Source organism: Actinophytocola sp. (assembly GCF_036378875.1).
Taxonomy (GTDB): Bacteria; Actinomycetota; Actinomycetes; order Mycobacteriales; family Pseudonocardiaceae; genus Actinophytocola.
In genome coordinates this window covers 74,367-98,155 of the sequence record NZ_DASUVO010000171.1, presented here as the reverse complement: position 1 = coordinate 98,155, position 23,789 = coordinate 74,367, and the positions used below count along the sequence as shown (strand labels likewise).

Here is a 23,789-nt window from a genome sequence, read left to right as displayed (position 1 = left end):
CCGTGACTCGCGATAAATTTCGCAGACCGAGGAGAATCGGGGAACATTTCACATGGGCGTGAGAACGGCGCCGGCATCACCGTCGCCGGCCGAGGCCAAAAGGAGCGGCGGTGGCTCGGATCCCCGGAGAACCGAACCACCGCCGCTGGCTACCGGCTGAGTGAGCCGTCTCAGCCGGCAGCCGGGTTGACCACCGAAATGGTCAGGTCGTCACCCGCGTCGCCGGTTACCGTGATCCGGACGCCGTGGCCGGCCACCTTCACGCTCCCTTGTGGATTGGCCGCGCTGTAGTAGGCGTCGGGGTTGGTGTCGTCGAACGTCGGGATGCCCGGTGTGGACGGTGCGCACGCGGCCAAGGTCGCGACCGTCTGCTGTTGTCCCTTGCCGGACAACACTTCCTTGTGCAGGCACGTCTCGTCCGTCGGTTCCAGGCCGAACGTGGCGTCGAACGGCTGGCGGCGGTTGCTCGGCCGCGTCCCGTCGGGATAGCTGAACGGCGCGGGCCGCGCGTCAACCACCATCGCCGCGCCGGCTCCGGGGTGTTCGCTCACGTTGTTGTCGCCGTAGGAGTTGTCGACGTACCAGACGAGCATTCCGTTCTGGAACTTGAAGAACTCGACCCAGTTCGGCGCGGTCAGGCCCTTGCTGAACTGGTAGGGCCCCTCGGCCAGCAACGCGTCGGAGCCGACGTACTCCCGGTTCTCCACCAGGTAGTAACGCGGGAACGTGCCGGTCTCGGTGCCGGTCGAGATCTTCCACAGCCCGCCCGCGGTCCAGCCGTTCGCACCCTGCTCGACGTTGTCGGAGAACAGGGTCGTGCCCCCGCTGCGTACCGTGATGTCGTCGAGGAACGCGCCGGCCAGGTGCACACCGCCGTCGCTCTGGTAGCGGAACCGGAACAGCGACGGCTTTCCGCCCGGGTCGTAGGAGAACTTCGTCGAGACCCACTTGTTCGCCGAGTCACCGTCGACGAGCGCACCGGCGCGGGCCCAGTTCGCTCCACCGTCCACAGAGTACTCACCGACGAGGAAGTCGAAGCCGGCCTCGATGGAGTACCAGGCGTTCGCGGCCACCGTGATCCGTGCCGCCGCCGGGATCTCGCGGGTGAGCGACTGGTTCAGGTTGTCGGCCGAGCCCGTCCACCACGCGTGGGTGCCGGACGGCGGTGTGGCGTAGGTGGTGCTCGTCGTGCGGTCCGGCAGGTTGACGCGGACCGCCTGGGCCTTGCCGTCGACCTGGAGTTGCGCGGGGTTGAGCGTGTAGGTGCCCGACGAACCCAGGTCCACCGTGTCGTGGTCGAGCCAGCCGAGGAACAGCTTCTCCTCCGCGCCCATGAGACCGGGGTGTGTGCCGATGCCCTCGTTAGCGGCCGCGCCGTGGCCCAGCCACGAGCCGGAGCTCATCAGTGTCCAGAACGCCGTCGAGTTCTCGCCGTTGCCCGTGGTGTCGTAGAAGTCGGGCAGGCCGAGATCGTGCCCGAACTCGTGGCAGAACACGCCGAGACCGCCGTTCTCGGGTTCTGTCGTGTAGTCACCGATCCAGTACCGCGACCCGCCGATTCGTGCGCCACCGGACTTGTTCTGTGTGGCACCGATCTGTGGGCCGGCGAGACCGTAGTCGTCGCCGTTGACGTACCAGCGGTGCGACCAGATCGCGTCCTCGCCCTGCGCGCCACCGCCGGCGTCCTCGCCCTCACCGGCGTGCACGGCCTGGAAGTGGTCGAGGTAGCCGTCCGGCTCGTCGAAGTTCCCGTCGTGGTCCCAGTCGTAGCGGTCCCACACGTCGAACTGGGCCAGATAGGCGTCGATCTCGGCCGGGGTCTCGCCGGCGGCGATCCGCGAGTCCCACCACGCCGTGCCGGAGTCGGCGATGAAATCCCAGGCGCCACCGTCGTTCTCGCGGGCGTTGTCGCCGTACCAGGAGGCGTTGTACGGCACCTTGACCCAGTCGGTGACGGTGTTCGTCACCGAGTACCGGCCGTTCGACAGCGCCTCGTAGTACGTGCGCATCGACTCGCCGTCGCCGTTGAAGTGGTTCTCGTAGAACGCCTTGCTGTAGTCGGACGTCCACTCCGTCGAGTTGTCGACGCCACGGTCGGGTTCTGGGATTTCGTTGTGCAGTGGGCCGGGCACGGTGCCGTACCGGCCGGCGCTCTGGTCACCGAACTCGGCCAGGATCGTGAAGATCCTGTCCTGACGGGCCGTCTCGGTCTCGGCGAACTTGCCTGGCGCCACCTCGACCACGCCCTCCGCGTTCGCCTTCGCCACGCCCCGGGCGACCTTGTCGATCGCCTGCTTGCGCAGCTCGATGCGTTGCGCGGTAAGGGGACCGGGCAGGTTGTCCGGCCGGTGCGACGCGGGCGCCGCCTGATCGCCGCGCGGACCGGCCGCCACGGACGACTGCTGCGTCGCCACGAACGCGGCAACGACGGCGGTGCTCGCGAGCACGCCGGACACGATCTTCTTCACAAACACGCCCCTCACGTATTTCGTTCAGTTGTCAGGCGGGAGTGGGTTCGAGCGCGTGGAGTCGCCCGAACCCACTCCATTCCGGTCAGTTCTGTTTCGGCCCGCTGGGGACGGCGGCGCGGACGGAACTGCCCGGCGTTTCGGGGTGACTTGGCGGTGCCGGACGGGACGCCGGCTCGCTGCCGTACGTGGTCGGCGTTGGGAGGTCACTTGGCTTGCCGGTCGGGTGCTCGTCGGGGAGGGTGTCGCAGTACTGCGGCACCTTGTCGGCACCACCGGCGGCGTCGACCAGCGCGGTGAAGGCAGCGCTTTCCAAGGCCTTGCCCGGGTTCTCGCGCACCTGCGACTCGTAGGCCTGGCACAGGCCGGCCATGGACGGCGAAGGAGTGCCGGCGTCGGCTGGCTTCCCCACGTCGGACGGACGTCCGGTCGGGGTGACCGACGGCGGGGCCGAAGGCGTGGCCGCGCGGGAGTTCGCCGGCGGCGTGGCGGGCGACTCGCCCCACGGCACGGACAGCGCGCCGGAGCCGGCGGCGAGCGCGACGCCGGTGGTACCGGTGGCGGCGAGAATGATCGCAGCCTTGACGGTGAGTCCCTTCGCCAGGAAGGACTTGAACATGGACGGTCTCCGAGTGTCGGGTACAGGAGTGAGTTGAGCGGCCTGGAAAGCGGCCACCACCACCCCCTCTCCGGCTATCTCCTCGGGATGGGCGGGGGCGGTCGCCGCACACAACACCGCCGTGAGGCGACGTGGAACACCACGTGATCGGTAACTGCTCATCTCGCTCTCCTTGGCGTCGGGCGCACCGCGTTCGTCACACCGTCCGCCGAATCCGGTGCCAAACGCTGCGACAACCTGCGCAGACCTCGCCACGTGGCGGTCCGCACGGCACCGGCTCGCTTGCCCATCACCTGCGCAGCGGCCTCGACGTCCAGCCCGACGACGATCCGCAGCAGCACCGCTTCGGCCTGATCCCGTGGCAGCGTCGCGATGAACGCGATCGTGGCGTGTGTCGACTCGAGACGGATCACCTGCTCGGCCGTGTCGTGCCAGTCCGCCATCTCGGTCAGGACGTCCGCCGACACGTCGGTGACCGGGCGTCTCCTGTTGCGGCGCATGTGATCCAGGGCACGGTGTCGGGCGATCGTGACCGCCCAGCCACGGAACCCGACCCCTTCGTCCCTAAAGGACCGAATGTCGCGCGCGATCTGCAGCCACGTCTCCGAAGCCAGATCCTCGGCGTCGGCGCCGACCATCCCGCGCAGGTACCGCAGTAGACCGGGCTGCACCTCCCGGTACAGCTCCCGGAACGCCTCCTCGCTCCCGCCCCTTGCCTCACGCACCACCGCCAACAGTTCACCTGCCACGACCGCCTAGGCGTACGGACCGCCGTTGTTGTCACAAAAAGCAGTGGACCAGGGCTGGGACGATGAAGACCCGAGCAAGGAGGACGCCACCGTGCAGACCGTCGAGGTGGTACCGCTGTTGGACCAGGTGTCCGGCGCGGTGTCCACCGCCATCGCCAGCACACGCCCGGAACTGGCCGGAGCGGACCCGCTGGTGCGACGGTCCGAGCACGCGGACTTCCAGTCGAACGCGGCGCTCGCGCTGGCCAAACGCGCCGGCGTCCGTCCGGCCGACCTCGCCACCGACCTGGCGTCGACACTCACCGTGGGCTCGGTCGCACTGTCCGGGCCGGGCTTCCTCAACATCACCCTCGGCGACCGTGCCATGTGGACACAGATGGCGGCCCGGCTGGGTCCCGGCCTCGGCGTCGGCAGGCCCTTGTCCGGCAGGCGCACGATCGTCGACTACTCGGCGCCCAACATCGCCAAGGAGATGCACGTCGGGCACCTCCGCACGACCATCCTCGGCGACTGTCTCGCCCGGGTGCTGGCGTTCCTCGGCGGCGACGTCGTCCGGCAGAACCACCTTGGCGACTGGGGAACGCAGTTCGGGATGCTGATCCAGTACATGGACGAGGTGCCCGCCACGGCCCCGTACGACGAGCTCTACCGCGCCTCCCGCGCGCGTTTCGACGCCGACGCCGACTTCGCCGACCGCTGCCGCCGCCGCGTCGTCGCGCTCCAGGCCGGTGACCCGGCGACGCTCGCCCGGTGGCGGGACATCGTCGCCGAGTCGGAGCAGGCGTTCCACGCGATCTACGCACGGCTCGGCGTGCTGCTCACGCCGGCGGACTCGGTCGGCGAGTCGTTCTACAACCCGATGCTCGCCGACACCGTCGCCGATCTCGTCGCCGCCGGCATCGCCGTGGCGAGCGACGGCGCGCTGGTGGTGTACTCCCGACACGTCCTCGGTCGTGAGGGTGAACCCGTGCCCCTGATGGTCCGCAAGAGCGACGGCGGCTACGGCTACGACACCACCGATCTCGCCACCATCCGCTACCGCGTCCGCGAGCTCGCCCCCGACCAGCTGCTGTACGTCACCGACGCCCGCCAGGCCCAACACTTCGCGCTGGTCTTCGAGGCCGCCCGCCGGGCCGGGTGGCTGCCCGACACGGTCGACGTGGCCCACGTCGCCTACGGCATGGTGCTCGGGCTCGACGGGCGCCCGTTCAGAACCCGCGCCGGCGACACGGTGCGGCTGACCGACCTTGTCGACGAAGCCGTCGCTCGCGCCAGAACCGTTGTGGCGGAAAAGAATCCCGGTCTGGCCCCGGCCACGCTCGACCGGATCGCCGAGCAGACCGGGATCGGTGCGGTGAAGTACGCGGACCTGTCGACCTCACGGACGAAGGACTACGCCTTCGACGTCGACCGCATGGTGTCCTTCGCGGGCAACACCGGCGTGTACCTCCAGTTCGCGCACGCCCGCGTCCGCTCCATCCTCCGCAAGGCCGGCGCGACGACCCACGCCGTCGACCCGGAAGTCCCGCTCCATCCAACCGAACGCACGCTCGTGCTCGCCATCGACGGCTTCTCCACCGCCCTCACCGAGGTAGCGGCAACCCTTGAACCACACCGACTCTGCAACTACCTGTACGAGCTTGCCCGCGCCTGCACCGCCTTCTGCGAGGAGTGTCCGGTACTCCGTGCGGCCGAACCGGTGCGCGCCAACCGGATCGCACTGTGCCACCTGACGGCCGCCACCCTGCGCGATGGACTGGAGCTACTGGGCATCGCCGCACCGGAATCGATGTAGCGCCAACGACGAGTTTGGGTAAATCGACTGTGCGAGACGGTGACAGCGGGCACAATCGCTCGCCATGACCACCGCACGTGGACTGCTCGAGGCGATCGACGGACTGTCCTTTCGCGACCGTCAGCGGCTGCTCGCCGTGCACGGGCGGCGGGTCGCCGGCACCGACGAACTGACCCGTCTGCTCGACGACCTGCACGGGAGCGGCGAGTTCGCCCGGCGGATCGGGTTGCTGCTGGCTGGCATCGCCGGGGAACGCGCTCACGTCGAACGCTGCCTGTCCGGTGTCGAGACGAACGTGCTGCGTTACGCGCTGATCAGCGCGGTCCGGCTGAACCTGCCCGCCGCGGTGCTGGTCGACAAGCTGCCCGAGCTCGCGTCCGCCATGCGCGCCACCCTTTACCAGGAGGTGCGCCGGCGCAGGGCGACCGAACTGGCGGAGGCGTTGCTGCCCGTCGCCCGTGCGCGCTTCGGTGATAACGAGGCCGCGGCGCTGCTTCCCATGTGCACGCCGGAGACCGTCGCGGCCGAACTGCCGGACCTCGCCTACGCGGTCACCGGCTGGCGGCGGCTCGGGCTTCGCCATCCCCGCGTGTTCCTCGATCACGTGGACACCGCGCTCGCCACGACCCCGAAGACGGACTGGAGCCGGTTGCTGCACAACATCGGCGGCGGGCTCGCGGTCACCGCCCTCACCGACCCCGACCGGGTCCTTTCTGTGCTGGAAAGGGTCGTGCCGTACGCACCGCTGCCGGCTTCGCTCGGCCGCGTCATGGGCGCGCTGGGCCGCCACGACGCCTCCCGGCTGCTCGCGGTGCTGACCCACCCGCGCTGCGAGAACCCGCCGGGCGGCCGCACGCTGTGGCGGTCGCTGCTCGGCGCGAGTGACGCCGAACTGTCCGCGCTGGGCTGGGTTCTGGACACGGGACAGCTGCCCAGGTTCCTCCGCGTACTGCCACCCGGCCGGCGGACCGTCGTGTACACCGCCGCCGTCGGCGACCATCCTCCGCTCCACATCGGACTGCCCACGAGCATCCTCGGCCTGCTCCCGGCGGCGGCACGGGCGGAGCATGGGCGGCGCTGGCTCGGCACGCACGCCGTGGCGGACAGCCCGGTCTTCCGGCTCGAGGTCACCGCCTGGCTTCCGTGGCCGGAGGCCCGCGAAGCCCTGCTCGACGCCACCCGCCGGTCCTCCCCCGACGAGCGCGCCCACGCGTACCAGTGCCTCATCGAGGGCGCCGCGGCCAGTCGCGACCCCGACGTGTTCGGCGACATGCTCGGCCTGCTGTCCCGGTTGGCCAACGACCAGGACCCGGTGCGTCAGCCCGCGCTGAGCGCGCTCGCCCGGACTCCACCGTGGCTGTTCCGGACCGCGGACCTCGCGCTGGTGACCAAGCTGATGACCGACGCGACACAGGCGCGGGACTGCTCCCCACCGACCCAGCAGGCAGTCCGCGAGCTTGCCGTCGGGCTGATCCGAGAGGGTGTGCTGACCAGGCAGTCGGAGCTGGTGGACACCGGCTTGCGCGGGCTGTCGGCGCTCGGCCAGCGCAGGCCGTGGCTGGACCTCGGCAGCCTCGACCACCACCTGCCGCGCGGGGGTGAGCACCAGGTGTTCGAGGCACTGCGACCCCGGCTGGAACGCGACGCACGGCGCGGCAGGTTCGAACTCGCCCTCTCACTCGCTCTGGGGCTCGGCCGGCGGGCGTGGACGATGCCCGGCCTGCAGGACATGGTCGGCCGGGCCAGGAAGGCGGCCGACGACCAGGTGGTTCGCAGGGCGATCGAGCTGTGGCTGGCGCCGCCGGCCACCAGGGACGAGCGGCTCGCCGAGGTCTTCCGCACGGACCGGTCGACGATCGTGCTGCCAAGCGTGTGTCACGGGATCGGCTGGCGGCGCACGGACCTGCTCGACGAGGTGTTCGGCAAGCCGCTGCACGGCCGGTTCCTCAAGAAGAGCCATCGGCACGTGCCGGGGTTCGTCGGCGGCTTCCAACGCTGGCTGCCGCGCCAGGTCGCCATGTACGCCGACGTGCTCGGTCGGGTCGCCACCGCGCCGACCGCCCAGATCTGGGAGCGGGTCAAGGCGGTCACCGGGCTGGGTGCGCTCCCCGGTAGCGCCGACCGCCTCCGTGCGTTCCTGACGAACGAGGACGTCTCGGTGGTCGAGGCGGCGCTCGGCGCGCTGGCGCGGACCGACGAGCCGGCCGAGGTGCTGCCCGACCTGCTCGCCCACGTGGACGACGACCGGGCACGGGTGGCCGTCTACGCGGCGACCCGCTGCGCCCGGTTCGTGCCGCCGGACCGGTTGGCCGAGGCACTCGCCCCGGCACTGACGGCCAGGAAGGTCACCTCCCGCAAGGAGGCGGTGCGACTGCTCGCCACCCACCACGCGGCGGGCGCGGTGGACCTCCTGACCGCGGCGTGGGCCGAGCCCGACCAGCACCACGACGTGCGCCGAGCGCTGGTGTCCGCCGCCTCCCGGCAGCTCGACGACGAGCGGGTCTGGCCGCTGCTCACCGAGTCGGCGAGCGCCGAACACGCGGTGGCGACGGCACTCCTGGACGTCCGCCCACAGGTTATCGCCGAGCGGCACCGGTCCCGCTACGCCGGCCTGGTCCGCACGGTGGCCGGCGCCGAGCTCCCGGACACCGCCCGACTCGGCCTGGCCGCGCTGCCCGCCTGGACCCGTTGGGACACCGCGAGCACGGCGCTGCTCGTCAGCCATGTGACCGACCTTGCCGGCACCGCAACCTGGCACCCCGCACTGTCGACGCTCATCACCGCGTGCGCCACGTCCGAGGACTCGTCGCCGCTGCTGGCGGTCGCCGCCCAGCTCATCGACGCGGCGGACGCGGCCGACCCGCCGGCGGAAGACCGTGATCTGCCGGCCCGCCAACGGATCCTGGAGCTGGCGAAGGTCGTGCACTGGAGTTCCTTCAGCATGCCAACGCTCCGCCGGGCCGCGGCGGAGCTGGCCGACGCGCTCGCCGGTTCACCGACGCTGCGCCGGCCCGCGCTGGACCTGGCCATCTCCGCTGTCGATCTCGCCGCGACCGCCGACGACATACGAGCCCTGGTGCGTGTGGCCGAGCTTGCCGACACCCCGCGCTGGGCCTGGTACGCCCACGACGCCCTGCGTACCGCCGTTGGTCGGCGGGCTCACCACGTCCCGGAGACCCATCTGTACGACCTGGCCGAGGCGCTCGTCGCCCACCAACCGATGCTCGCGGTCGCGGTCACGGGCGCCGCCGGCGAGGAGGCCAACTGGCCGGCGCGGTGGCGCGGGCTGATCGGGCGCCTGCGTGCCCACCAGGACCCGGACGTCCGTCTCGCCGCCATCGACACGCTCACGAGCCGCGAGTGACGCGGCGCAACGCGTCGACGGTGGTTTCCGGTGAGGTGTTGAAACAGAAGACGATGCCGGGGACGAGCTGGACGAGCAGGTTCACGAGCCGTTCGAACAGCAGCGTGTGCTCGGGCATCATCCGCACGGCCCCGCCGATCATCGCGGCCTCGACCGGTCGGCCGGCCAGGCACTCGCGGACCTGCTCCTCCGCCTCGTCCGGGTCGGCGGAGACCTGGCACGTCACGAAGTCGAACCCGTCCTCGCGCAGCGCCGCTTCCCCCACCGCGATGCGAGCCTTCAGCGTTTCCTCGTCGAGGCCCGGGTGGCGGCTGTAGTCGAGGGCGCTCGGGTGCAAACCCAGTGACAGGATCATGGCTCCCAGCCTCACTTCTGGCGCGGCAGAACGCCAGGGATCGCCAGTACCACCCCCCGCCGCCGCACGTCGGGCAGGATGGCGGGAGTGGACAGAGCTGAACTCGCCGCCGTGCTGAAGACCGCGCGGGCTCGTGTCACGCCAGCCGACGTCGGTCTGCCCGCCGGTCCGCGCAGGCAGGTGGTGGGGTTGCGCCGCGAAGAGGTGGCACAGCTCGCCGGGCTCGGCGTCGACTACGTGATCCGGCTGGAGCAGGGCCGTGCTCCCAAGCCGTCCACACAGGTGCTCAGCGCGCTGGCCAGGGCGCTGCGACTGTCCGAAGACGACCGCGACACGCTGTTCCGGCTCGCCGGTTCCGCTCCCCCGCAGGCCGGCCGTGTCCCGACGCTGGTGCGGCCGAGCGTGCTGCGGTTGCTGGACCGGATGTCGGACCTGCCCGCGCTCGTGCTGTCCGCCAAGTCCGACGTGCTCGCCTGGAACCCGCTCGCCGCCGCGCTGTTCGGCGACTTCTCGGCCGTTCCGCCGGGCCGGCGGAACCTGATCCGGCAACGGTTTCTCGGCTCCGGCATCGGGCGCGTCGCGATGTCACCGGACTCGGACTCCGCCGCGGACTGCGTCGGTTGCCTGCGGACCGCGCAGGCCCGCTACCCGGACGACCCCGACCTGGCCGGTCTCATCGCCGACCTGCGGGCGGGTAGCGAGCGGTTCGACAGCCTGTGGCGCGCGGGGCGTTCCGGACGGCAGCGGTCCGGCAGGACGACCGTCAACCACTCGGAGCTTGGCCCGCTGACGCTCGACTGTGAGGTCCTGCTGGTGCCGGAGTCCGACCAGACGGTCCTGATGTACTCGGCGGAACCCGGCACAGCCGCCGCGTCGGCGCTGGAGCTGCTCCGCGTCACCGGGCTCGAGCGGTTCGCCTACTGAGCTTCGCTGCGCCGCTTCAGCCCGTCGGTCTCGAGCTGTAGGTAGCGGCGGTTCATGCCGCTCATGAGCGCGCCGACGAGCACGCCGACCGGGCCGTGCATGCCGAGGCGCAGCGTGGCCAGCGAGCCGTGTTCGGACGGTTCGACGGTGTGGTGCGCGGTGGTTCGTGCGCCGGGAGCGCCCGCCTGCCACACGAACGAGCGCCCCTCGACCAGTTCGGTCAACCGCCACACCGTGGTCGGCACCTTGGGTTGGCTGATCCGCAGCCGCTGGCCGACGTGCAGCGGACCGGGGTCGACCCGCACGATGGCGCGGACCGACGGCGTCCACTCCGGCCAGGCCTCCACCTCGCTCAACACCCGCCACACGACCTCAGGCGGCGCGGCGATCTCCACCGACGAGCTCCACTCCATCCGCGCATCCAATCAGGCGGGCTGGCGCAACCCGGCCAGCACCTCCCGCAACCGGACGGCGAACACCTCCGGGGACGCGACGTAACCGGCGTGCTTGCCGGGAAACTCCACCACCGGCACCCCGAGGCGCTCGGCCACCGCCTCACCCGCGCGGGCCATGTAGTACTGCCGGCTCTCGGCACCGACCCCGATCACGATCGGAATGCCCGCCAGCGCCGCGAAGTCCGTCGTGTGCGCCAGGAACGGGGCCACCTCGTTGGACATCAGGTACTCGGCGTTGCCCATGACCCGGCTCATCTCCCGCAGCGACCTCGGACCCAGTCCGGCCACGCGCACGGCCGTCCGTGCGAGCCCACCGACCAACCTGCGCCCGAGTGGGCGGTGCAGCAGGCCGGGCTTGTCCACCCGGTCGATCGTGGCGATGAACCGGACGTACGCCGGCCAGGCGCCTTCGCTCCGGGTGATCTCCGCGATCTCGGCGAACAGGTCATGCTCCACATCGGACATCAGCGCGAACACCGGCGGCTCGTGTGCGATGAGCCCCTCGACGACGGTGCGGTGCCGGGCGGCCAGGTCGAGTGCGATGAGCGCGCCGCCGCTGCCACCGAACACGAGCGCAGACGTGAAGTCGTTGTGCCGCAACACAGCCAGCGCGTCCGCGGTCTGCTCCGCCATGTCGAGCGGGCTCGCCGGGTCGTCGACCGTGCTGCGGGAGTTGCCGCGCCGGTCGTAGGTGAGCACGGTGTAGGTGTCCGCGAGCCGCTCCGCGACCTCGCTGTAGTAGCCGGCGTCGCCGCCACCACCGGAGATCATCAGCAACGCCGGACCACTGCCCCGGCGCTCGTGGTACAGCGACGCGCCGTCGGTTCGGATCGTGGTCATGTCAGGCCTCCAGCCAGGGTGTCGAACGCGTGCTCGACCGCGGCGATGTGGTCGGTGATCACCTCGTCGGCGGTCGCGTCGGCGAGCATGCGGGCGGCGGTGTGTGTGAAGACGGTGCGGAACGCGGCGATCGCCAACGCCGCCGTCAGCCGGGGGTGCGGGTCGATGCCCGTGAGCAGCCCGGCCAGGTGCGCCTCGAACTCCTCGACCGCCTCGCGGGCACGAGCACGCAGCGCGGCCGAGCCGAGCACCGTCCGCCAGAACGGGAGGTACCGGTCCCGGAACCCGCCGATCGGGTGGCCCTGCTCGGCGAGGTCGACGAACAGCCGCCGCAGCGCGACCACCGGCGACTCGCCATCGGCACGCCCGTCGACCGCCGCCGTGAGCAGCTCGCGGACCTGCGGAAACCGGTCGAAGAAGATGTCTTCCTTGCGTGGGAAGTAGTTGAACACGGTCACCTTCGACACGTCGGCCGCCTCGGCGATCTCGGTGATCGTGACGTTGTCGAACCCGCGCTGGATGAACATCACCGTGGCCACGTCGGCAATGCGCTGCCGCGTCTCGGCCTTCTTCCGCTCACGCAAGGACGCCATGCGGAACCATACCGGACTCAAAGTTGAGTCGGGTACAGATTTTTTCGCCATGTAAATATCTGGATGGTTATGTACGATGAACGCATGCCACCCGACGCCACCGAGACCAAGCGGCGAATCATGCAGGCGGCGGTCGACGAGTTCGCCACGCACGGCCTGGCCGGTGCCCGGGTCGACCGCATCGCCGAGAACGCCACGGCCAACAAGCGGTCGATCTACATGCACTTCGGGACCAAGGAAGAGCTGTTCGACATGGTCGTCGCCGACAGCTTGCTCAAGGTGGCGGAGTCGATCCCGTTCGACTCCGATCACCTACCCGGCTACGCCGGCAGACTGTTCGACCGGTTGGAACAGTGGCCGTACATCCGGCGGCTGTACCTGTGGGCGGGTCTGGAGCGAGAGCAGCCCGTCGACGTCGAGGTCGAGCAGTACCGGAAGAGGCTCTCCGCGATCGCGGAGGCTCAGGAAGCGGGCCAGATCCGCGCCGACATCCCGGCGGCGGAACTGATGGCCATGGTGATCGCGCTGGTGATCAGTTGGGACGCCGCCACCGCGTCGTTGAAGGCGCTGCGACCGGAGTTCGGTTGCCAGTCCAGCGCCGGGCGCAGGGACGCGGTGGTGGCCGCCGTGACCGGCCTCATCCAGCCGCCCCGCTAGCGCTTGACGAGACCGGCGGCCCTGGTCAGCGCGGTGCGTACCGACTTGCGGCGGACAACCGCGACCGTCAGGGCCAGTCCACCCAGCAGTGCGGGCAGGAACGCGTCGCCGTTCGGCAGCAGGAAGAGCTCGGTGCCGACCGCGCCCGCCATGACGCCCGCCAGGCCGAGGCCGGCCAGTCCGGACAGGAACGGGATCACGAGGCCGATGGCGCCCGCGAGCTCAAGGGTGCCGGTGAGATACCGCAGCCACTGACCGAAGCCGATCTCGTGGAACTTGCCGACGAGACCGTCACCGAACAGCAGTGAGGCGCTGTAGACGAAGTAGGCGGCCAGCAGCACCTGAACCGTCCACATCAGAACGTCGAAGGCGACCGCGACCGGTCGGGCGGCGAGTGGTTGGCTGGTGGCGAATCGGCTGGCCATGGCGGGTTCCTCTCCCCAGTGAGCACTCCTCACCGTTGGAGACGGACGCGGCGCGAGTTCGGTTCTCACGGCTCTTCCCGCGCCACGGTGACCTCGTCGCCGTGGCGGTGGGCCCACTCGCCGAGTGCCCCGATCGGACCGATGAGCGTCGCGCCAAGCTCGGTCAGGTGATACTCGACGCGCGGCGGCGCCTCCCGGTAGGCCTGACGCGCGACGAGGCCGCTGTGTTCCAGGCGCCGCAACGTCTCGTTGAGCGCCTTGGCACTGATGCCGCCGATCCGCTTGCGCAGACTGACCGGCCGCTGTGGCCCGTGACGCAGCGCCCACAGCACCACCCCGCTCCAGGTGTGCGCGAGTACGTCGAACGCGATGCGCGCCCGGCAGTCGGCCAGGTAGTCCATAGCTCCCCCGTTGGGCACCGGTTGGTAGGCATCGACTTCCCTACCGTGCCGTTTGTCTAGCACGGAGGAGGACGAAAATGCGGATCGGGATCCTGGGCGCGGGCAACATGGCCACGGCGCTGGGCGCGGGCTGGCGAGCGGCCGGCCACGACGTAATGGCCAGCGGCCGCTCTGGCTCGTTGGCGGACGCGGGCCGGTTCGGCCCGGTCGTACTGCTCGCGGTGCCGGCCACGGCAGCGGTCGAGGTCCTGGCACACATCGCACCGGACACGGTCGTCATCGACTGCACGAACGCGGTGACCCCCGGCTTCGGCGTCGAGCACCCGTACGCCGCGATCACGGCCGCCCGCCCGGATTTGCGTGTGGTCAAGGCCTTCAACCTGTGCCACGACAGCGTGTGGCGTCAACCGTCCCGTGTGTTCGGCGGCCGGCCACTGGCGGTGCCGATGTGCGGGCCCGCATCAGCGAAGGAGGTCGTGGCGCCACTGGTCACCGACCTGGGCTGCACACCACTCGACGCCGGCGGCCCCGAGCGCGCCGCACTGCTGGAGTCGACAGCCGCCTTCGCGATCGGCCTGTGGTTCGCCGGCGCCGACGCCCAAGCCATCCTGCAACCAACGCACACGGACTCGGGAGACAGCCTCCTCACCAGGTGATCGGCGGATGCCCTCGCTTCAACGGCCACCGCTTCGGCACGACCTCGTCCAGATACGCGGCCGGTTCGGCGATCGGAACCTGCTGGAGGCTCTCCGGCGCGGCGGCCCGCAATACGACACGCCATTCCGTTCTCCAGTTGTCGTCCGGGTCGGACCGGAGGTCGTTGAGCAGTCCGGGATGTGTGTGCTCAGCGAGCGCCAGAGGCAGCGGGGAGGGGACGACCGGCGTGCCGAGCCGCATCATCCAGCGGAGGAAGGCTTCCATCTGGTCGCGGCTCCACCGCGTGCCGTGGACCGCGAGCACACCACACGCGACCTCCGCCACCGCGGCCGTCGCCTGGATCGTCGCGGACTCCGGCACGTCGACGGGGGCATTCCAGCTGCCCAGCGCGATGCTCAGCAGGTTGCTGAGTGCACTGTCCACCCAGGTTGTCGGTTCGACCTCGTCGAAGTAGACCAGCTCGCCGAGCGCGGCATGACCGAACCGGAGCCGCCGTTCTGTCTCGGTGTCGCCACGCAGGTGCGCGGCGTTCAGCTCGTCGAACACCAGAAGCTCTCGCCACGAGGATTCCTGGCGAATCCGGCCATCGACCCGAACGACGGTGGTGAGCATGGCGCGACAGCCTTCGGCGTCAAGGCCCGCCGTCCAGAGGTTCACCATCGCCGGCCACGCACCCGGCTCGTCGGGCCACAGTGTCGCCGGCTCCAGCCCGTCCGGGTCCGTGAGCACGCGCAGGAGCACGAGGTTCGCCGAGTACGCGGCCAAGGCTCGCACTGTGTCCGGGCGTTGGGGGCGGTAGTCGAGGTACCGGGTCGCGGGCCGTCGGTGCCGGTAGGCCGGGATCAGCAGGTCCAGCGTCCGCACGACGTCCGCCCGGTCCTCAGCGGCCATGGCGTCCAGGTGATCGCGGACGAAGTCGATGATGGGCCGCTGCACGGCCAGCGGTTGGTGCGACAGCAGCGCGAACAACAGCTCGTCGTCCGGGTCGTGGACCCGCCGCCGGCCGAAGGCACCTTCCGCGACCTCGGCAAGCACCTCCACCACCTTGGTGGCGACGAGGTACTCGGCGAACGTGGCGTGGAGGAACTCGTAGCTTCGCCGCACCTCGCTCGCGGCGGCCTCCGGGGCGTGGACGAAGAAGAACTCGCCGAGCAGGCGCTTTCCCACTGGCGCGGGTTCGCCGAGCCCGGCGAGGTCCGCGCTCAGCTCGGCCTCGGTGAGCCACTGGTGGCCGCGGTTGAACATGCCCAGCGCGGCCGTCGCCAGCCGGTCCAGCTGGGTACGCACGGCGTCCGCCAGCTCCGTGTCCGGCAGCACCCGGCCAGCCTGCTTGGTCACCTCACGGCGGGCGTACGTGTCGAAGAGCCGTCGATAAAGCTCCACAGTGGACAGATCGATGCCCGGTACCACGTCCGGGTCGGCGAAGTAGAGCGTGAGCATGAGCAGCAGCAACGGCTGTCTTGCCAGTTCTCCCTGCGCCAGTACGGTTTCCGACGCGACGCGCCGCATCCGCGGGTTGACCTCGTGCCACACGCGCAGCCACTCACGGATCTGGTCGTCGCCGAACTCGTCCAGCTTCAGCACCGTGGTGTCGTGCGGGATCCGCACACGGTCGGCGACCAGCGTCCGCGACGTGACCACGACCGCGACCGGCTTGCCCATCGCGGCCTCGACACGCTGGAACTCCACGATGTCGGTGAGGTATCCGCCCCGGTCGTTGGTCGTGGCCTGGAGCAACTCGTCCAGGCCGTCGAGCAGGACCACGCGTATCGTGTCGGCGCTCTGTTCGGCGAGATCCGGCCAGTTCACCCGCCCATGGGTGGCCTCGACGAGCGCCTCGTTGATCTGGGTGGAGACATGGGCGTCAGCATCCACCCGGCGCAACGGCACCCGCACGACCGTGTAGGTGGCATCCGGCAGCCGGGCGGCGAGCACCTTGGTCAGCAACGACTTCCCGGCGCCGGGATGGCCGAGCAGCAACAGCGGGAGCCGCGTCGAGTCGGGAGTGCTGAAGTGGCGGGCCAGCACATCATCGAGGTCATGTTGCTGTTCGAAGTACCTCCATCTGTGCTCCTCGCCGATCCTGTCGATCTGGTTCGCAGAGGCCTTGCGGAAGCGCGGGATGAGGAAGATGCGCTCCACGGTCGGGAAGACGGCGTCGACGCCGTAGCCATCGGTATCGACGTCGATCACCGGACGGTCCAACTCCGCGCGGTTGACCTCACCGATCAGGGCGCGCACGTCCCTGGGCATGGACGACTGCACGGACTGCGTGAGTAGTTCCTCCAGCCGGGTGAGCGCTGTTCGAGTGGCGGTGTGTTCAACCAGGTCGGCCCACATCTTGAACTCCGGCACGGCGGTCAGGAGCCTCAGGTAGTCCGACCGGTACCGCTCTGCGACCGCCCTGCGGCAAAGAAGCTCGTTGCCGACTGTCAGGCCGAGCTCGCGAGCCTTCACGCCCGCCCAAGCCCCAACATCGTGCACGTTCTCCTCGAACGCCACCAACGCGGACGGTGTCGGCACGGGAGCCGTGAACAGGTGGCGGACGAGCGGCTCGTCCGCCACCGGCGACTCCCCCGTGCCGAGCGTGACCTTCTCGGTCTTGGTGAACTTGGCCTCATCGTCGATCTCGCGCAGGGTTTCGAAGAACGCGGCCAGCACGAGGGTGGTATGTGCCGCGATGACCAGTTCGTGGCGGGCGAGGCCGCCGGTCTTCGTCAGGCGGCCGGACACCGTGTCCAGTGCCTTTCGGAGTAGGCCCGTGGCCTCGTTCTTCTGGTCGACCCAGCCCCACAGCGCGCTGAGCGGCGTCAACCCCGATGCCAGGATCACGCCGCCGAGCAGGCGGTCGAGGCGGTCGAGCCACGGCCGGTCGTAGTGCCCCAGGATCCGCAGCGCGCCGCGGAAGGTGATCGCCGGTTCGCGTGCCACGGCGCACTAGCTTATGGGTTATCGTCGTTGTCACCTGATGGGGCGATTGATCACTTGTGGGCACCATCCCTTACCGTCGATGCAACCGAATGGGAAGGAACCGCATGTCCACCTCCGCCGGCGACATCAGGTGCGGGCTCGCATGAAGGCCAAAAAAGTCCTCCTTCTCGCGGCGACCGCCGTCCTGATCTACACCCTGCTCGCGCACCCGACCGTGCTCGGCGACGGCGTCCAGCAGATCCTCGGCTGGATCGGCGACGGGCTCGGGGCGATCGTCGACTTCATGAAGAGCGTCGTCGAGTAGCTCGTCCGTCTACAGAGGACGTCAGTCCGGTACTCCGCCCGCGGCGATCCGCAATGCCTCGTGCACGGCTTCTACCAGGTCTTTCTCGTCGGCTTCTGGTCGCAGCGCGTGGTGTTCCACCGCCGCCCGAAGCGCGCTGTTGACCAGTGCCGCGCGGACCTTGACACCCAGGTCGTCCTCCGGCAGGCCGCTGCGCCGGGCCAGCGCGGCGACGATCACCGACTCGGCGTCGTCGTGAGCCTGTAGCCACACCGCGCGCAGGCCCGGTTCGGTCCTGGTCAGGCGGACCAGCGCCAGTACTGCGGGCAGGTCGGCGGTCGTCTCGTCGGCGGCCCGTTCCTCGAAGGCGTCGGCGATGCCCCGTCCGGGCGGCCACTCGCGCAGCGACCGCGTCAGGGTCTGGATGCCGGCGGCCAGCAACGGCCAGACGCAGGCCTCCTTGCTGGGGAAATACCGCCAGAGCGTGCGGACCGAGATGCCGGCCGCCGTCGCGACCTCCTCCGCCGACGTCCCGGCGACCCCCTTGCTTGTGAACAGGCGCACGGCCTCGCGGGCCACCTCCAGGCGGGTAGCCGCCTTGCGACGTTCCGTGAGTGGTGGCCTGCCGACCCGCGCCACGTCATCCCCAGACATGGCGCCATCTTGTCATGTCACAAGTTTATGGCACACTGCGACAAGAAGGCGCAACGCGACAGAAGAGGTGGGCCGGGCCATGACTGGACTGAGTGGGAGCAGCGTCGTCGTGACCGGCGCGGGTTCGGGTATCGGCCGCGCGGCCGCGTTGCGGTTCGCCGAGGAGGGCGCCCGAGTCGTGGTCGCCGACCTGAACGTGGACGGCGCCAAGGCGGTCGTCGCGGAGATCGAGGCGGCGGGTGGCACCGCGGTGGCGGTGACCGGCGACCTGAGCGACCCGGCGATGGTCGAGCAGGTCGTGTCGACGGCCGTGGACACCTTCGGCGGCCTGGACGTGCTGGTCAACAACGCGGGCATCATGGACCGGATGACCGCGACCGCCGACGTGACGGACGAGGAGTGGGAGCGGCTGATCCGGGTCAACCTGACCGCGCCCTTCCAGCTGACCCGCGCCGTGCTGCCGCACATGCTGGCCAAGGGCAAGGGCGCGATCGTCTACACGGCGTCCGAGGCGGGCCTGCGCGGCAGCGCGTCCGGCACCGCCTACACGGTGTCCAAGCACGGCATCGTCGGCCTGACCCGGTCGACCGCGATCATGTACCGGAACTCCGGGATCCGCGTCAACGCGATCGCCCCCGGCGGGACCATGACCAACATCTCGGCCAGCATGGGCGGCATGCCGGAGGGCTACGGCCCGCAGACCCTTGGCCCGTACATGCCGAACGTGGGCCGAATCGCGGAAGCGGACGAACAGGCGGCCGCGATCGTGTTCCTGGCCTCGGACGCCGCGAGCAACATCAACGGCGTAGTCCTCCCAGTAGACAACGGCTGGTCCGCCGTCTAACCCGCGCGTGTCCAACACCCCAGACCCGCGTGTCCAACGCGACAGACCGCTGAGTTCAACAAAACGTTGGGCACTCGCCCAAGGTTTCGTTGAACTCGCGGGTCCTGAGTGTTGGACTCGCGCGGGTTACCAGGTCACTGGGAGTTCGTAGACGCCGTAGACCGAGCCATCGTGTTTGAACGGCAGGGCGTCGATCTCGGTGGCCAGGCTCAGGGTGGGGACGCGGCGGTACAGGGTGCTGTACACGACCTGCAGTTCCATGCGCGCCAGTGGCTGTCCCAGGCACTGGTGCACGCCGAAGCCGAACGCCACGTGGTGTCGGGCCCGCCGGGTGAGGTCGAGGCGGTCCGGGTCGGGGAACGCCGACGGGTCGCGGTTGGCGATGTCGTTGGCCATGATGACGCCCTCGCCGGCGCGGATCACCTGGCCCGCGATCTCGATGTCCGCCGTGGCCACCCGCCGCCGGCCGTTGTGCGTGATGTTCAGGTACCGCAACAACTCCTCGACCGCGGACGCGACCAGCTCCGGGTCGTCCGAATCCCGCAGCAGCGCCAGCTGGTCGGGGTGTTCGAGCAGCGCCAACGTGCCCAGCGCGATCATGTTCGCGGTCGTCTCGTGGCCGGCCAGCAGCATGAGGACGCCCATCTGCGCCGCCTCCGGCCGGGTCAGCTCACCCTTCCCGATCCGCTCGACCAGGCCGGACAGCAGGTCGTCGCCGGGGTTGGCGATCTTCTCGCCGAGCAGCGCGTCCAGGTAGCCCAACAGCCGGCCACCGGCGGCCATCCGCTCCTCACCGGTCGCGTCGCGGTTGATGAGGGTCTTGCTGTTCTCCTGGAAGAAGTCGTGGTCGGCGTACGGCACGCCGAGCAACTGGCAGATCACCAGCGACGGCACCGGCAGCGCGAACGCGGCCACCAGATCCACCGGCTTCGGGCCGGCCAGCATGTCGTCGATCAGCTCGTCCACGATCTTCTGCACGCCCGGCCGCATGGCCTCGATCCGCTTGATCATGAACGGCGCGGTCACCATCCGGCGCAGCCGGGCGTGCTCGGGGTCGTCCATGAGGATGAAGCTCACCGGCGCGTCTCCACCGCCCGCCGAGGGACTGATCTCGATCGGGTAGCCGGCCCGCGTGACGTCCGAGCTGACCCTCGGGTCGGACAGCAGCGCCTTCTGTTCCGCGTACCGGGTCACGAGCCACGCCGGGACGCCGTTGCGCAACTGGACGCGCACCAGCGGCGCCTGCTCCTGCAACGACCGGATGGCCGGCGGCGGGTCGAACGGGCACGTGTCCGCCCGCGCACCCGGAAACACCTCGATGGTGGTCATGATCGGACCCGCCTCCCGGAGTTCAATGTGTTGGCCTCGTCGAGGACGAACGGTCCTGTTTGGTCACGCACCTGTGGCTGGCTTGCGTCACGTTCCCCTGAGGTGCGGTTGCGAAGCACTCGGCCTGAGTTGATCTCGAGGTTGACGTAAGGGGTGTCATGGCTTCCCTCCAACGAGTGCTGAGGCCGCGACGACTTCCTGGCGGCGGAGTCGGGCCTGCTTGGGCATGTTCCAACCGAGCACGCCGGTGACCATGCCGCCCTGCCGGAAGGTCGCGACGAAGCGGCGGTCCGCCGGGTCACCGTCCACAATGGTCACATCGGCGTCGGCGGACAGCGTGCCGTGGACATGGATCTTCACGTCGAACTGGTCGGTCCAGAAGTACGGCACGGGCGCGTACGGCTGGTCGGCGCCGAGGATGTTCCCGGCGACGGCGACTCCCTGCTCGGTGGCATTGGTCCGGTTCTCCAGGCGCAGCAACGCGTCGAACGGCTCGTGGTGCCAACGCGCCACATCACCGGCGGCATAGATCCCGTCGGCCGCGCGACACCGGGAGTCGCACACGATCCCGTTGTCGCACAACAAGCCGCTGCCCGACAGCCAGTCCGTCACCGGCGCCGCGCCGAACGCCACCACGACCACGTCGGCTGGCAGCACCTCGCCGTTCTCGAGGCACACGCCGGCGACCCGACCGTCCTTTCCGGACAGGCCGGTGACACCCGAGCCGAGCCGCAGCTCGACCCCGTTCGTGACGTGCAGATCGGCCAGCAGGTCCGCGACCAGCGGACCGAACTGGTAGGCCAGCGGCGCCTCCTGCGGGCCGGCCATGGTGACCGCCAGACCCATACCCCGTGCGGTGGCGGCGATCTCGGCGCCGAGCACCCCGTCCCCGACGACCACGACGCGCGAACAGGACAGCAGATCCGCCCGCAACGCGAGGGCGTCGTCGAGCGTGCGGAGCACGTGGACCCCGGCCAGCCCGTCCTGCCCTGGCAGGGTCCGCGGCCGCAACCCGGTGGCCAGCACGACGGCCTCCGCGTTCAACACCCGCCCCGACGCCGTGGCGACCGCGCGGGCCGCCGTGTCCAGCCCGACCGCAGGGTCGCCGAGGACGAACTCGGCGTCCAGTTTGGACAGCGCGTCCGGTTGCCGCAGCTGCGCCTTGTCGGACTGCCAGGAACCGGAAAGGACCTGTTTGGACAGTGGCGGCCGGTCGTACGGCAGGTGCCGCTCAGCGCCGAGCACGGTCAGACGGCCCTGGTACCCCTTGCGGCGCAAGGCTTCCGCGGCAGCGAGACCCGCCGCGGAAGCCCCCACGACAAGCACGCCGTCCGGAGTACTCACTCGTTCACCGTGATGGCGACACCAGGACACACGCTGGCCGCCTCACGGACGATGTCGTGCAGGTCCTCGCCCGGCGTCTCGTCGAGCAGGACCACGATGCCGTCCTCGTCCCGCTGGTCGAACACGTCCGGCGCGAGCAGCACACACGTGCCGGCGCCGCAGCACTTGTCCTGGTCCACGCTTACCTTCATGGTTCATCCCCTTCTCGCTTGTACGTGGTGATCGGCGCCTGCCACATGCCGACGAGCGCGTCGACGATCCCGTCCGCCGCCTCGGCCCACGTGGCCCTCGGGGTCGGCGTGCCGTCGGCCAGTGCGCGTTCGCGTTCGGCGACCATGTGCACCAGCAGCTGGCGGGCCATGTCGGCGCGTTCGGCACGGACGTCGTCCGGCAGGTCGGGCAGGCACCGGTACAGCCCCTCGACGATCCGCACCAGCGACGGTGACGACAGGGACTCGTCGACCATGATCTGCCGCAACGACGGGTCGGTCATCACCTGCGCACCGAACCGGGCGAACCAGGTCGGGCTGCCCACCGCCGCCAGATGCTCTGTGACGGGCCGGATCAGGCAGCCGATCCAGTCCCGCACGTCCGTGCTGTCAGCGATCTCCGCCACCATGCGCTGGCGGAGCTCCTCGATCGGCGCGGAGTGCTTGCGGGCGATCGCCCGCACCAGATCGGCCTTGGTGCCGAAGTGGTAGCCGACCGCCGTGTTGTTGCCCTGCCCGGCGGCCTCGCTGACCTGCCGGTTGGACACGGCGAGCACGCCGTGCTCGGCGAACAGCCGCTCCGCCGCGGTCAGGATCAGCTCACGGGTCGCACTGGCCCGTGTCGACTGGGTCGTGGCGTCGTTGACTGTGCCCACATCTCACCACCGCACTGGTAGTTCCCTGAGCCCGCCCACGACGAGCCCCTCGACTCGACGTAGATCATCCACGTCGACCGCGAGTTCGAGCGACGGGAGCTTGCGCAGCAGCACGTCGAGCACGGCCTGCAGCTCGGTGCGTGCCAGCGGCTGGCCGATGCAGGCGTGCGCGCCCGCGCCGAACGACAGGTGCGGGTTCGGGCCGCGGTGCAGGTCCAGCTGATCGGCGTTGGCGAACTGGCGCTCGTCGCGGTTCGCGGCGGCCATGCTGCACACCGCGGTGGTGCCGCTCGGCAGCGTCGTCCCGGCGATCTCGACCTCCTCGTCGAAGTACCGCACCATGCCGAAGCCCGAGTTGGCGTCCATGCGCAGCGTCTCCTCGACAGCGGTGCGCACCAGGGACCGGTCGGCAAGCAGTTCCTCCCACCGGCTCCGGTCGGCCAACAGCATGCCGACCATCTTGCCGATCATGTTGGCGGTGGTCTCGTGGCCGGCGACCAGCAGACCGATGCCCGTGGAGATCAGGACGATGTCGGACAGCGGCTCACCGTTGACGTCGGTCTCCCGCAGCAGAGCGCTGAGCAGGTCGTCACCCGGTTGCTCCCGCTTGGCGTTGATGTGGGCGAACATGTAGCCGCCGAACTCCAGCTGCGCCGCGGCCATCTCCTCCTGGGTGAAGCGGGTCATACTCAGCAACATGTCCGACCAGCGCGCGAACCGCTCGCGGTCGGTGTCCGGCACGCCGAGCATGTCGCAGATGACCCACACGGGCAGCGGGAAACCCAGTGCCGCCTTGAGATCCGCCGGCGCGCCCTTGGCCACCATGTCGTCGATGAGCTGCTCTGCCATGGCCTCGATGCCCGGCCGCAGCGCGTTCATCCGCTTGGCGGTGAACCACTTGCCGATCATCCGCCGCCAGCGAAGGTGCTCCTCGCCGTGCTGGGGCAGCACGGACGCCATCTCGCTGTTGAACACCCCGCCTTCCTCGGCGGCGGACACCCGCGCGCCCCGCCCCGGTCCCGTCCGCGTGAACCTCGGGTCGGACAGCACGGCTTTGACGTCGTCGTACCGGGTCACGAGCATCGCCTCGTCGCCACTGGGCAGCGTCACCCGCGCCACCGGGCACTCGTCCCGCAGCCTCGCCCACTCGGCCGGCGGTTCCAGGGCGGCCTCGGCCGGGATCGGGTACCGCAACGCCTCTTGGGTCACCGGAGTTCTCCATTTCGCAGCAGTCGGT

Annotated in this window: 23 protein-coding genes; 7 read left to right on the top strand and 16 right to left on the bottom strand. The window is 70.0% G+C overall.

What is annotated here, in order from left to right; translation table 11 throughout:
• Positions 1 to 170 precede the first annotated feature (170 nt).
• From VF106_RS48325 to VF106_RS48315, 3 genes are all read right to left on the bottom strand, one after another.
• Positions 171 to 2,468 carry an immune inhibitor A domain-containing protein gene (locus tag VF106_RS48325; RefSeq protein ID WP_330846875.1) on the bottom strand — a complete coding sequence of 766 codons (2,298 nt, stop codon included), beginning with the start codon at positions 2,466 to 2,468 and terminating at the stop codon, positions 171 to 173.
• An 85-nt stretch (positions 2,469 to 2,553) separates the two neighbouring features.
• Positions 2,554 to 3,087, bottom strand: coding sequence for a hypothetical protein (locus VF106_RS48320; protein ID WP_330846874.1), 534 nt, complete (start codon positions 3,085 to 3,087; stop codon positions 2,554 to 2,556).
• Between the two features lie 158 nt (positions 3,088 to 3,245).
• Positions 3,246 to 3,836 (bottom strand): RNA polymerase sigma factor, encoded by a 591-nt coding sequence (locus VF106_RS48315; protein WP_330846873.1) that lies wholly within the window; start codon positions 3,834 to 3,836, stop codon positions 3,246 to 3,248.
• Positions 3,837 to 3,861: 25 nt separating this feature from the next.
• On the opposite strand from VF106_RS48315, the gene argS reads away from it, so the two are divergent.
• Entirely contained in the window at positions 3,862 to 5,631 is a 1,770-nt protein-coding gene (gene argS, locus VF106_RS48310) for an arginine--tRNA ligase (RefSeq protein ID WP_330846872.1), read from the top strand.
• Between the two features lie 64 nt (positions 5,632 to 5,695).
• The gene (locus tag VF106_RS48305; protein WP_330846871.1) at positions 5,696 to 8,995 is read left to right on the top strand and encodes a hypothetical protein; all 3,300 of its coding nucleotides are present in this window, start codon (positions 5,696 to 5,698) and stop codon (positions 8,993 to 8,995) included.
• Here the strand turns inward: VF106_RS48305 and VF106_RS48300 are convergent.
• The gene (locus tag VF106_RS48300) at positions 8,979 to 9,350 is read right to left on the bottom strand and encodes a hypothetical protein (RefSeq protein WP_330846870.1); all 372 of its coding nucleotides are present in this window, start codon (positions 9,348 to 9,350) and stop codon (positions 8,979 to 8,981) included. The genes VF106_RS48305 and VF106_RS48300 overlap by 17 nt on opposite strands.
• Positions 9,351 to 9,428: 78 nt before the next feature.
• On the opposite strand from VF106_RS48300, the gene VF106_RS48295 reads away from it, so the two are divergent.
• A complete protein-coding gene (locus tag VF106_RS48295) occupies positions 9,429 to 10,274 on the top strand; it encodes a helix-turn-helix transcriptional regulator (RefSeq protein WP_330846869.1) in 846 nt (281 codons plus the stop codon).
• Here the strand turns inward: VF106_RS48295 and VF106_RS48290 are convergent.
• The 3 genes from VF106_RS48290 to VF106_RS48280 are packed head-to-tail and all read right to left on the bottom strand — an operon-like array spanning position 10,268 to position 12,162.
• On the bottom strand, positions 10,268 to 10,687 hold the full coding sequence (locus VF106_RS48290; protein WP_330846868.1) for an SRPBCC family protein: 420 nt from the start codon (positions 10,685 to 10,687) through the stop codon (positions 10,268 to 10,270). The two genes, VF106_RS48295 and VF106_RS48290, sit on opposite strands and share 7 nt — an antisense overlap.
• A 12-nt stretch (positions 10,688 to 10,699) precedes the next feature.
• The gene (locus VF106_RS48285; protein WP_330846867.1) at positions 10,700 to 11,569 is read right to left on the bottom strand and encodes an alpha/beta fold hydrolase; all 870 of its coding nucleotides are present in this window, start codon (positions 11,567 to 11,569) and stop codon (positions 10,700 to 10,702) included.
• Positions 11,566 to 12,162, bottom strand: a complete 597-nt coding sequence (locus VF106_RS48280) for a TetR/AcrR family transcriptional regulator (RefSeq protein ID WP_330846866.1) — start codon at positions 12,160 to 12,162, stop codon at positions 11,566 to 11,568. Before VF106_RS48280 ends, VF106_RS48285 begins: the two co-directional genes overlap by 4 nt.
• Before the next feature lie 84 nt (positions 12,163 to 12,246).
• On the opposite strand from VF106_RS48280, the gene VF106_RS48275 reads away from it, so the two are divergent.
• Positions 12,247 to 12,819 carry a TetR/AcrR family transcriptional regulator gene (locus VF106_RS48275; protein WP_330846865.1) on the top strand — a complete coding sequence of 191 codons (573 nt, stop codon included), beginning with the start codon at positions 12,247 to 12,249 and terminating at the stop codon, positions 12,817 to 12,819.
• Here the strand turns inward: VF106_RS48275 and VF106_RS48270 are convergent.
• Both VF106_RS48270 and VF106_RS48265 read right to left on the bottom strand, forming a co-directional pair.
• A complete protein-coding gene (locus VF106_RS48270) occupies positions 12,816 to 13,244 on the bottom strand; it encodes a DoxX family protein (RefSeq protein WP_330846864.1) in 429 nt (142 codons plus the stop codon). The genes VF106_RS48275 and VF106_RS48270 overlap by 4 nt on opposite strands.
• Positions 13,245 to 13,309: 65 nt before the next feature.
• Positions 13,310 to 13,645 (bottom strand): winged helix-turn-helix transcriptional regulator, encoded by a 336-nt coding sequence (locus tag VF106_RS48265; RefSeq protein ID WP_330846863.1) that lies wholly within the window; start codon positions 13,643 to 13,645, stop codon positions 13,310 to 13,312.
• A gap of 77 nt (positions 13,646 to 13,722) precedes the next feature.
• Between VF106_RS48265 and VF106_RS48260 the strand changes: the two genes are divergently transcribed.
• Positions 13,723 to 14,301 (top strand): NADPH-dependent F420 reductase, encoded by a 579-nt coding sequence (locus VF106_RS48260; protein WP_330846862.1) that lies wholly within the window; start codon positions 13,723 to 13,725, stop codon positions 14,299 to 14,301.
• Here the strand turns inward: VF106_RS48260 and VF106_RS48255 are convergent.
• Entirely contained in the window at positions 14,291 to 17,233 is a 2,943-nt protein-coding gene (locus VF106_RS48255) for an NACHT domain-containing protein (RefSeq protein WP_330846861.1), read from the bottom strand. The two genes, VF106_RS48260 and VF106_RS48255, sit on opposite strands and share 11 nt — an antisense overlap.
• A gap of 142 nt (positions 17,234 to 17,375) precedes the next feature.
• Here VF106_RS48255 and VF106_RS48250 point away from each other — a divergent pair, with 142 nt between their 5' ends.
• Positions 17,376 to 17,537: a hypothetical protein gene (locus tag VF106_RS48250; protein WP_330846860.1), complete on the top strand. Its 162-nt coding sequence runs from the start codon at positions 17,376 to 17,378 to the stop codon at positions 17,535 to 17,537.
• A 21-nt stretch (positions 17,538 to 17,558) separates the two neighbouring features.
• On the opposite strand, the gene VF106_RS48245 is transcribed toward VF106_RS48250, so the two are convergent.
• Positions 17,559 to 18,170, bottom strand: a complete 612-nt coding sequence (locus VF106_RS48245) for a TetR/AcrR family transcriptional regulator (protein ID WP_330846859.1) — start codon at positions 18,168 to 18,170, stop codon at positions 17,559 to 17,561.
• 79 nt (positions 18,171 to 18,249) lie between these two features.
• Between VF106_RS48245 and VF106_RS48240 the strand changes: the two genes are divergently transcribed.
• On the top strand, positions 18,250 to 19,014 hold the full coding sequence (locus tag VF106_RS48240) for an SDR family NAD(P)-dependent oxidoreductase (RefSeq protein WP_330846858.1): 765 nt from the start codon (positions 18,250 to 18,252) through the stop codon (positions 19,012 to 19,014).
• A gap of 126 nt (positions 19,015 to 19,140) precedes the next feature.
• Here VF106_RS48240 and VF106_RS48235 read toward each other — a convergent pair whose 3' ends face one another.
• The 5 genes from VF106_RS48235 to VF106_RS48215 form a co-directional block, all read right to left on the bottom strand.
• Positions 19,141 to 20,343, bottom strand: a complete 1,203-nt coding sequence (locus VF106_RS48235) for a cytochrome P450 (RefSeq protein WP_330846857.1) — start codon at positions 20,341 to 20,343, stop codon at positions 19,141 to 19,143.
• 156 nt (positions 20,344 to 20,499) lie between these two features.
• Complete coding sequence (locus VF106_RS48230) at positions 20,500 to 21,687, bottom strand: NAD(P)/FAD-dependent oxidoreductase (RefSeq protein WP_330846856.1); 1,188 nt, start codon at positions 21,685 to 21,687, stop codon at positions 20,500 to 20,502.
• On the bottom strand, positions 21,684 to 21,878 hold the full coding sequence (locus VF106_RS48225) for a ferredoxin (protein ID WP_330846855.1): 195 nt from the start codon (positions 21,876 to 21,878) through the stop codon (positions 21,684 to 21,686). Before VF106_RS48225 ends, VF106_RS48230 begins: the two co-directional genes overlap by 4 nt.
• Positions 21,875 to 22,552, bottom strand: a complete 678-nt coding sequence (locus VF106_RS48220; RefSeq protein WP_330846854.1) for a TetR/AcrR family transcriptional regulator — start codon at positions 22,550 to 22,552, stop codon at positions 21,875 to 21,877. The genes VF106_RS48225 and VF106_RS48220 overlap by 4 nt, the downstream gene beginning before the upstream one ends.
• 3 nt (positions 22,553 to 22,555) lie before the next feature.
• The gene (locus tag VF106_RS48215) at positions 22,556 to 23,761 is read right to left on the bottom strand and encodes a cytochrome P450 (protein ID WP_330846853.1); all 1,206 of its coding nucleotides are present in this window, start codon (positions 23,759 to 23,761) and stop codon (positions 22,556 to 22,558) included.
• Positions 23,762 to 23,789 lie beyond the last annotated feature (28 nt).

Excerpts from the sequence above, each read along its gene's own strand:
- VF106_RS48300 (WP_330846870.1), bottom strand. The coding sequence starts at position 9,350 with ATGATCCTGTCACTGGGTTTGCACCCGAGCGCCCTCGACTACAGCCGC.
- VF106_RS48245 (WP_330846859.1), bottom strand. The coding sequence starts at position 18,170 with ATGTCTGGGGATGACGTGGCGCGGGTCGGCAGGCCACCACTCACGGAA.
- VF106_RS48265 (WP_330846863.1), bottom strand. The coding sequence starts at position 13,645 with ATGGACTACCTGGCCGACTGCCGGGCGCGCATCGCGTTCGACGTACTC.
- VF106_RS48305 (WP_330846871.1), top strand. The coding sequence starts at position 5,696 with ATGACCACCGCACGTGGACTGCTCGAGGCGATCGACGGACTGTCCTTT.
- VF106_RS48235 (WP_330846857.1), bottom strand. The coding sequence starts at position 20,343 with ATGACCACCATCGAGGTGTTTCCGGGTGCGCGGGCGGACACGTGCCCG.
- VF106_RS48320 (WP_330846874.1), bottom strand. The coding sequence starts at position 3,087 with ATGTTCAAGTCCTTCCTGGCGAAGGGACTCACCGTCAAGGCTGCGATC.
- VF106_RS48295 (WP_330846869.1), top strand. The coding sequence starts at position 9,429 with ATGGCGGGAGTGGACAGAGCTGAACTCGCCGCCGTGCTGAAGACCGCG.
- VF106_RS48280 (WP_330846866.1), bottom strand. The coding sequence starts at position 12,162 with ATGGCGTCCTTGCGTGAGCGGAAGAAGGCCGAGACGCGGCAGCGCATT.
- VF106_RS48225 (WP_330846855.1), bottom strand. The coding sequence starts at position 21,878 with ATGAAGGTAAGCGTGGACCAGGACAAGTGCTGCGGCGCCGGCACGTGT.
- VF106_RS48250 (WP_330846860.1), top strand. The coding sequence starts at position 17,376 with ATGAAGGCCAAAAAAGTCCTCCTTCTCGCGGCGACCGCCGTCCTGATC.
- VF106_RS48240 (WP_330846858.1), top strand. The coding sequence starts at position 18,250 with ATGACTGGACTGAGTGGGAGCAGCGTCGTCGTGACCGGCGCGGGTTCG.
- VF106_RS48275 (WP_330846865.1), top strand. The coding sequence starts at position 12,247 with ATGCCACCCGACGCCACCGAGACCAAGCGGCGAATCATGCAGGCGGCG.
- VF106_RS48285 (WP_330846867.1), bottom strand. The coding sequence starts at position 11,569 with ATGACCACGATCCGAACCGACGGCGCGTCGCTGTACCACGAGCGCCGG.
- VF106_RS48270 (WP_330846864.1), bottom strand. The coding sequence starts at position 13,244 with ATGGCCAGCCGATTCGCCACCAGCCAACCACTCGCCGCCCGACCGGTC.
- VF106_RS48260 (WP_330846862.1), top strand. The coding sequence starts at position 13,723 with ATGCGGATCGGGATCCTGGGCGCGGGCAACATGGCCACGGCGCTGGGC.
- VF106_RS48290 (WP_330846868.1), bottom strand. The coding sequence starts at position 10,687 with ATGGAGTGGAGCTCGTCGGTGGAGATCGCCGCGCCGCCTGAGGTCGTG.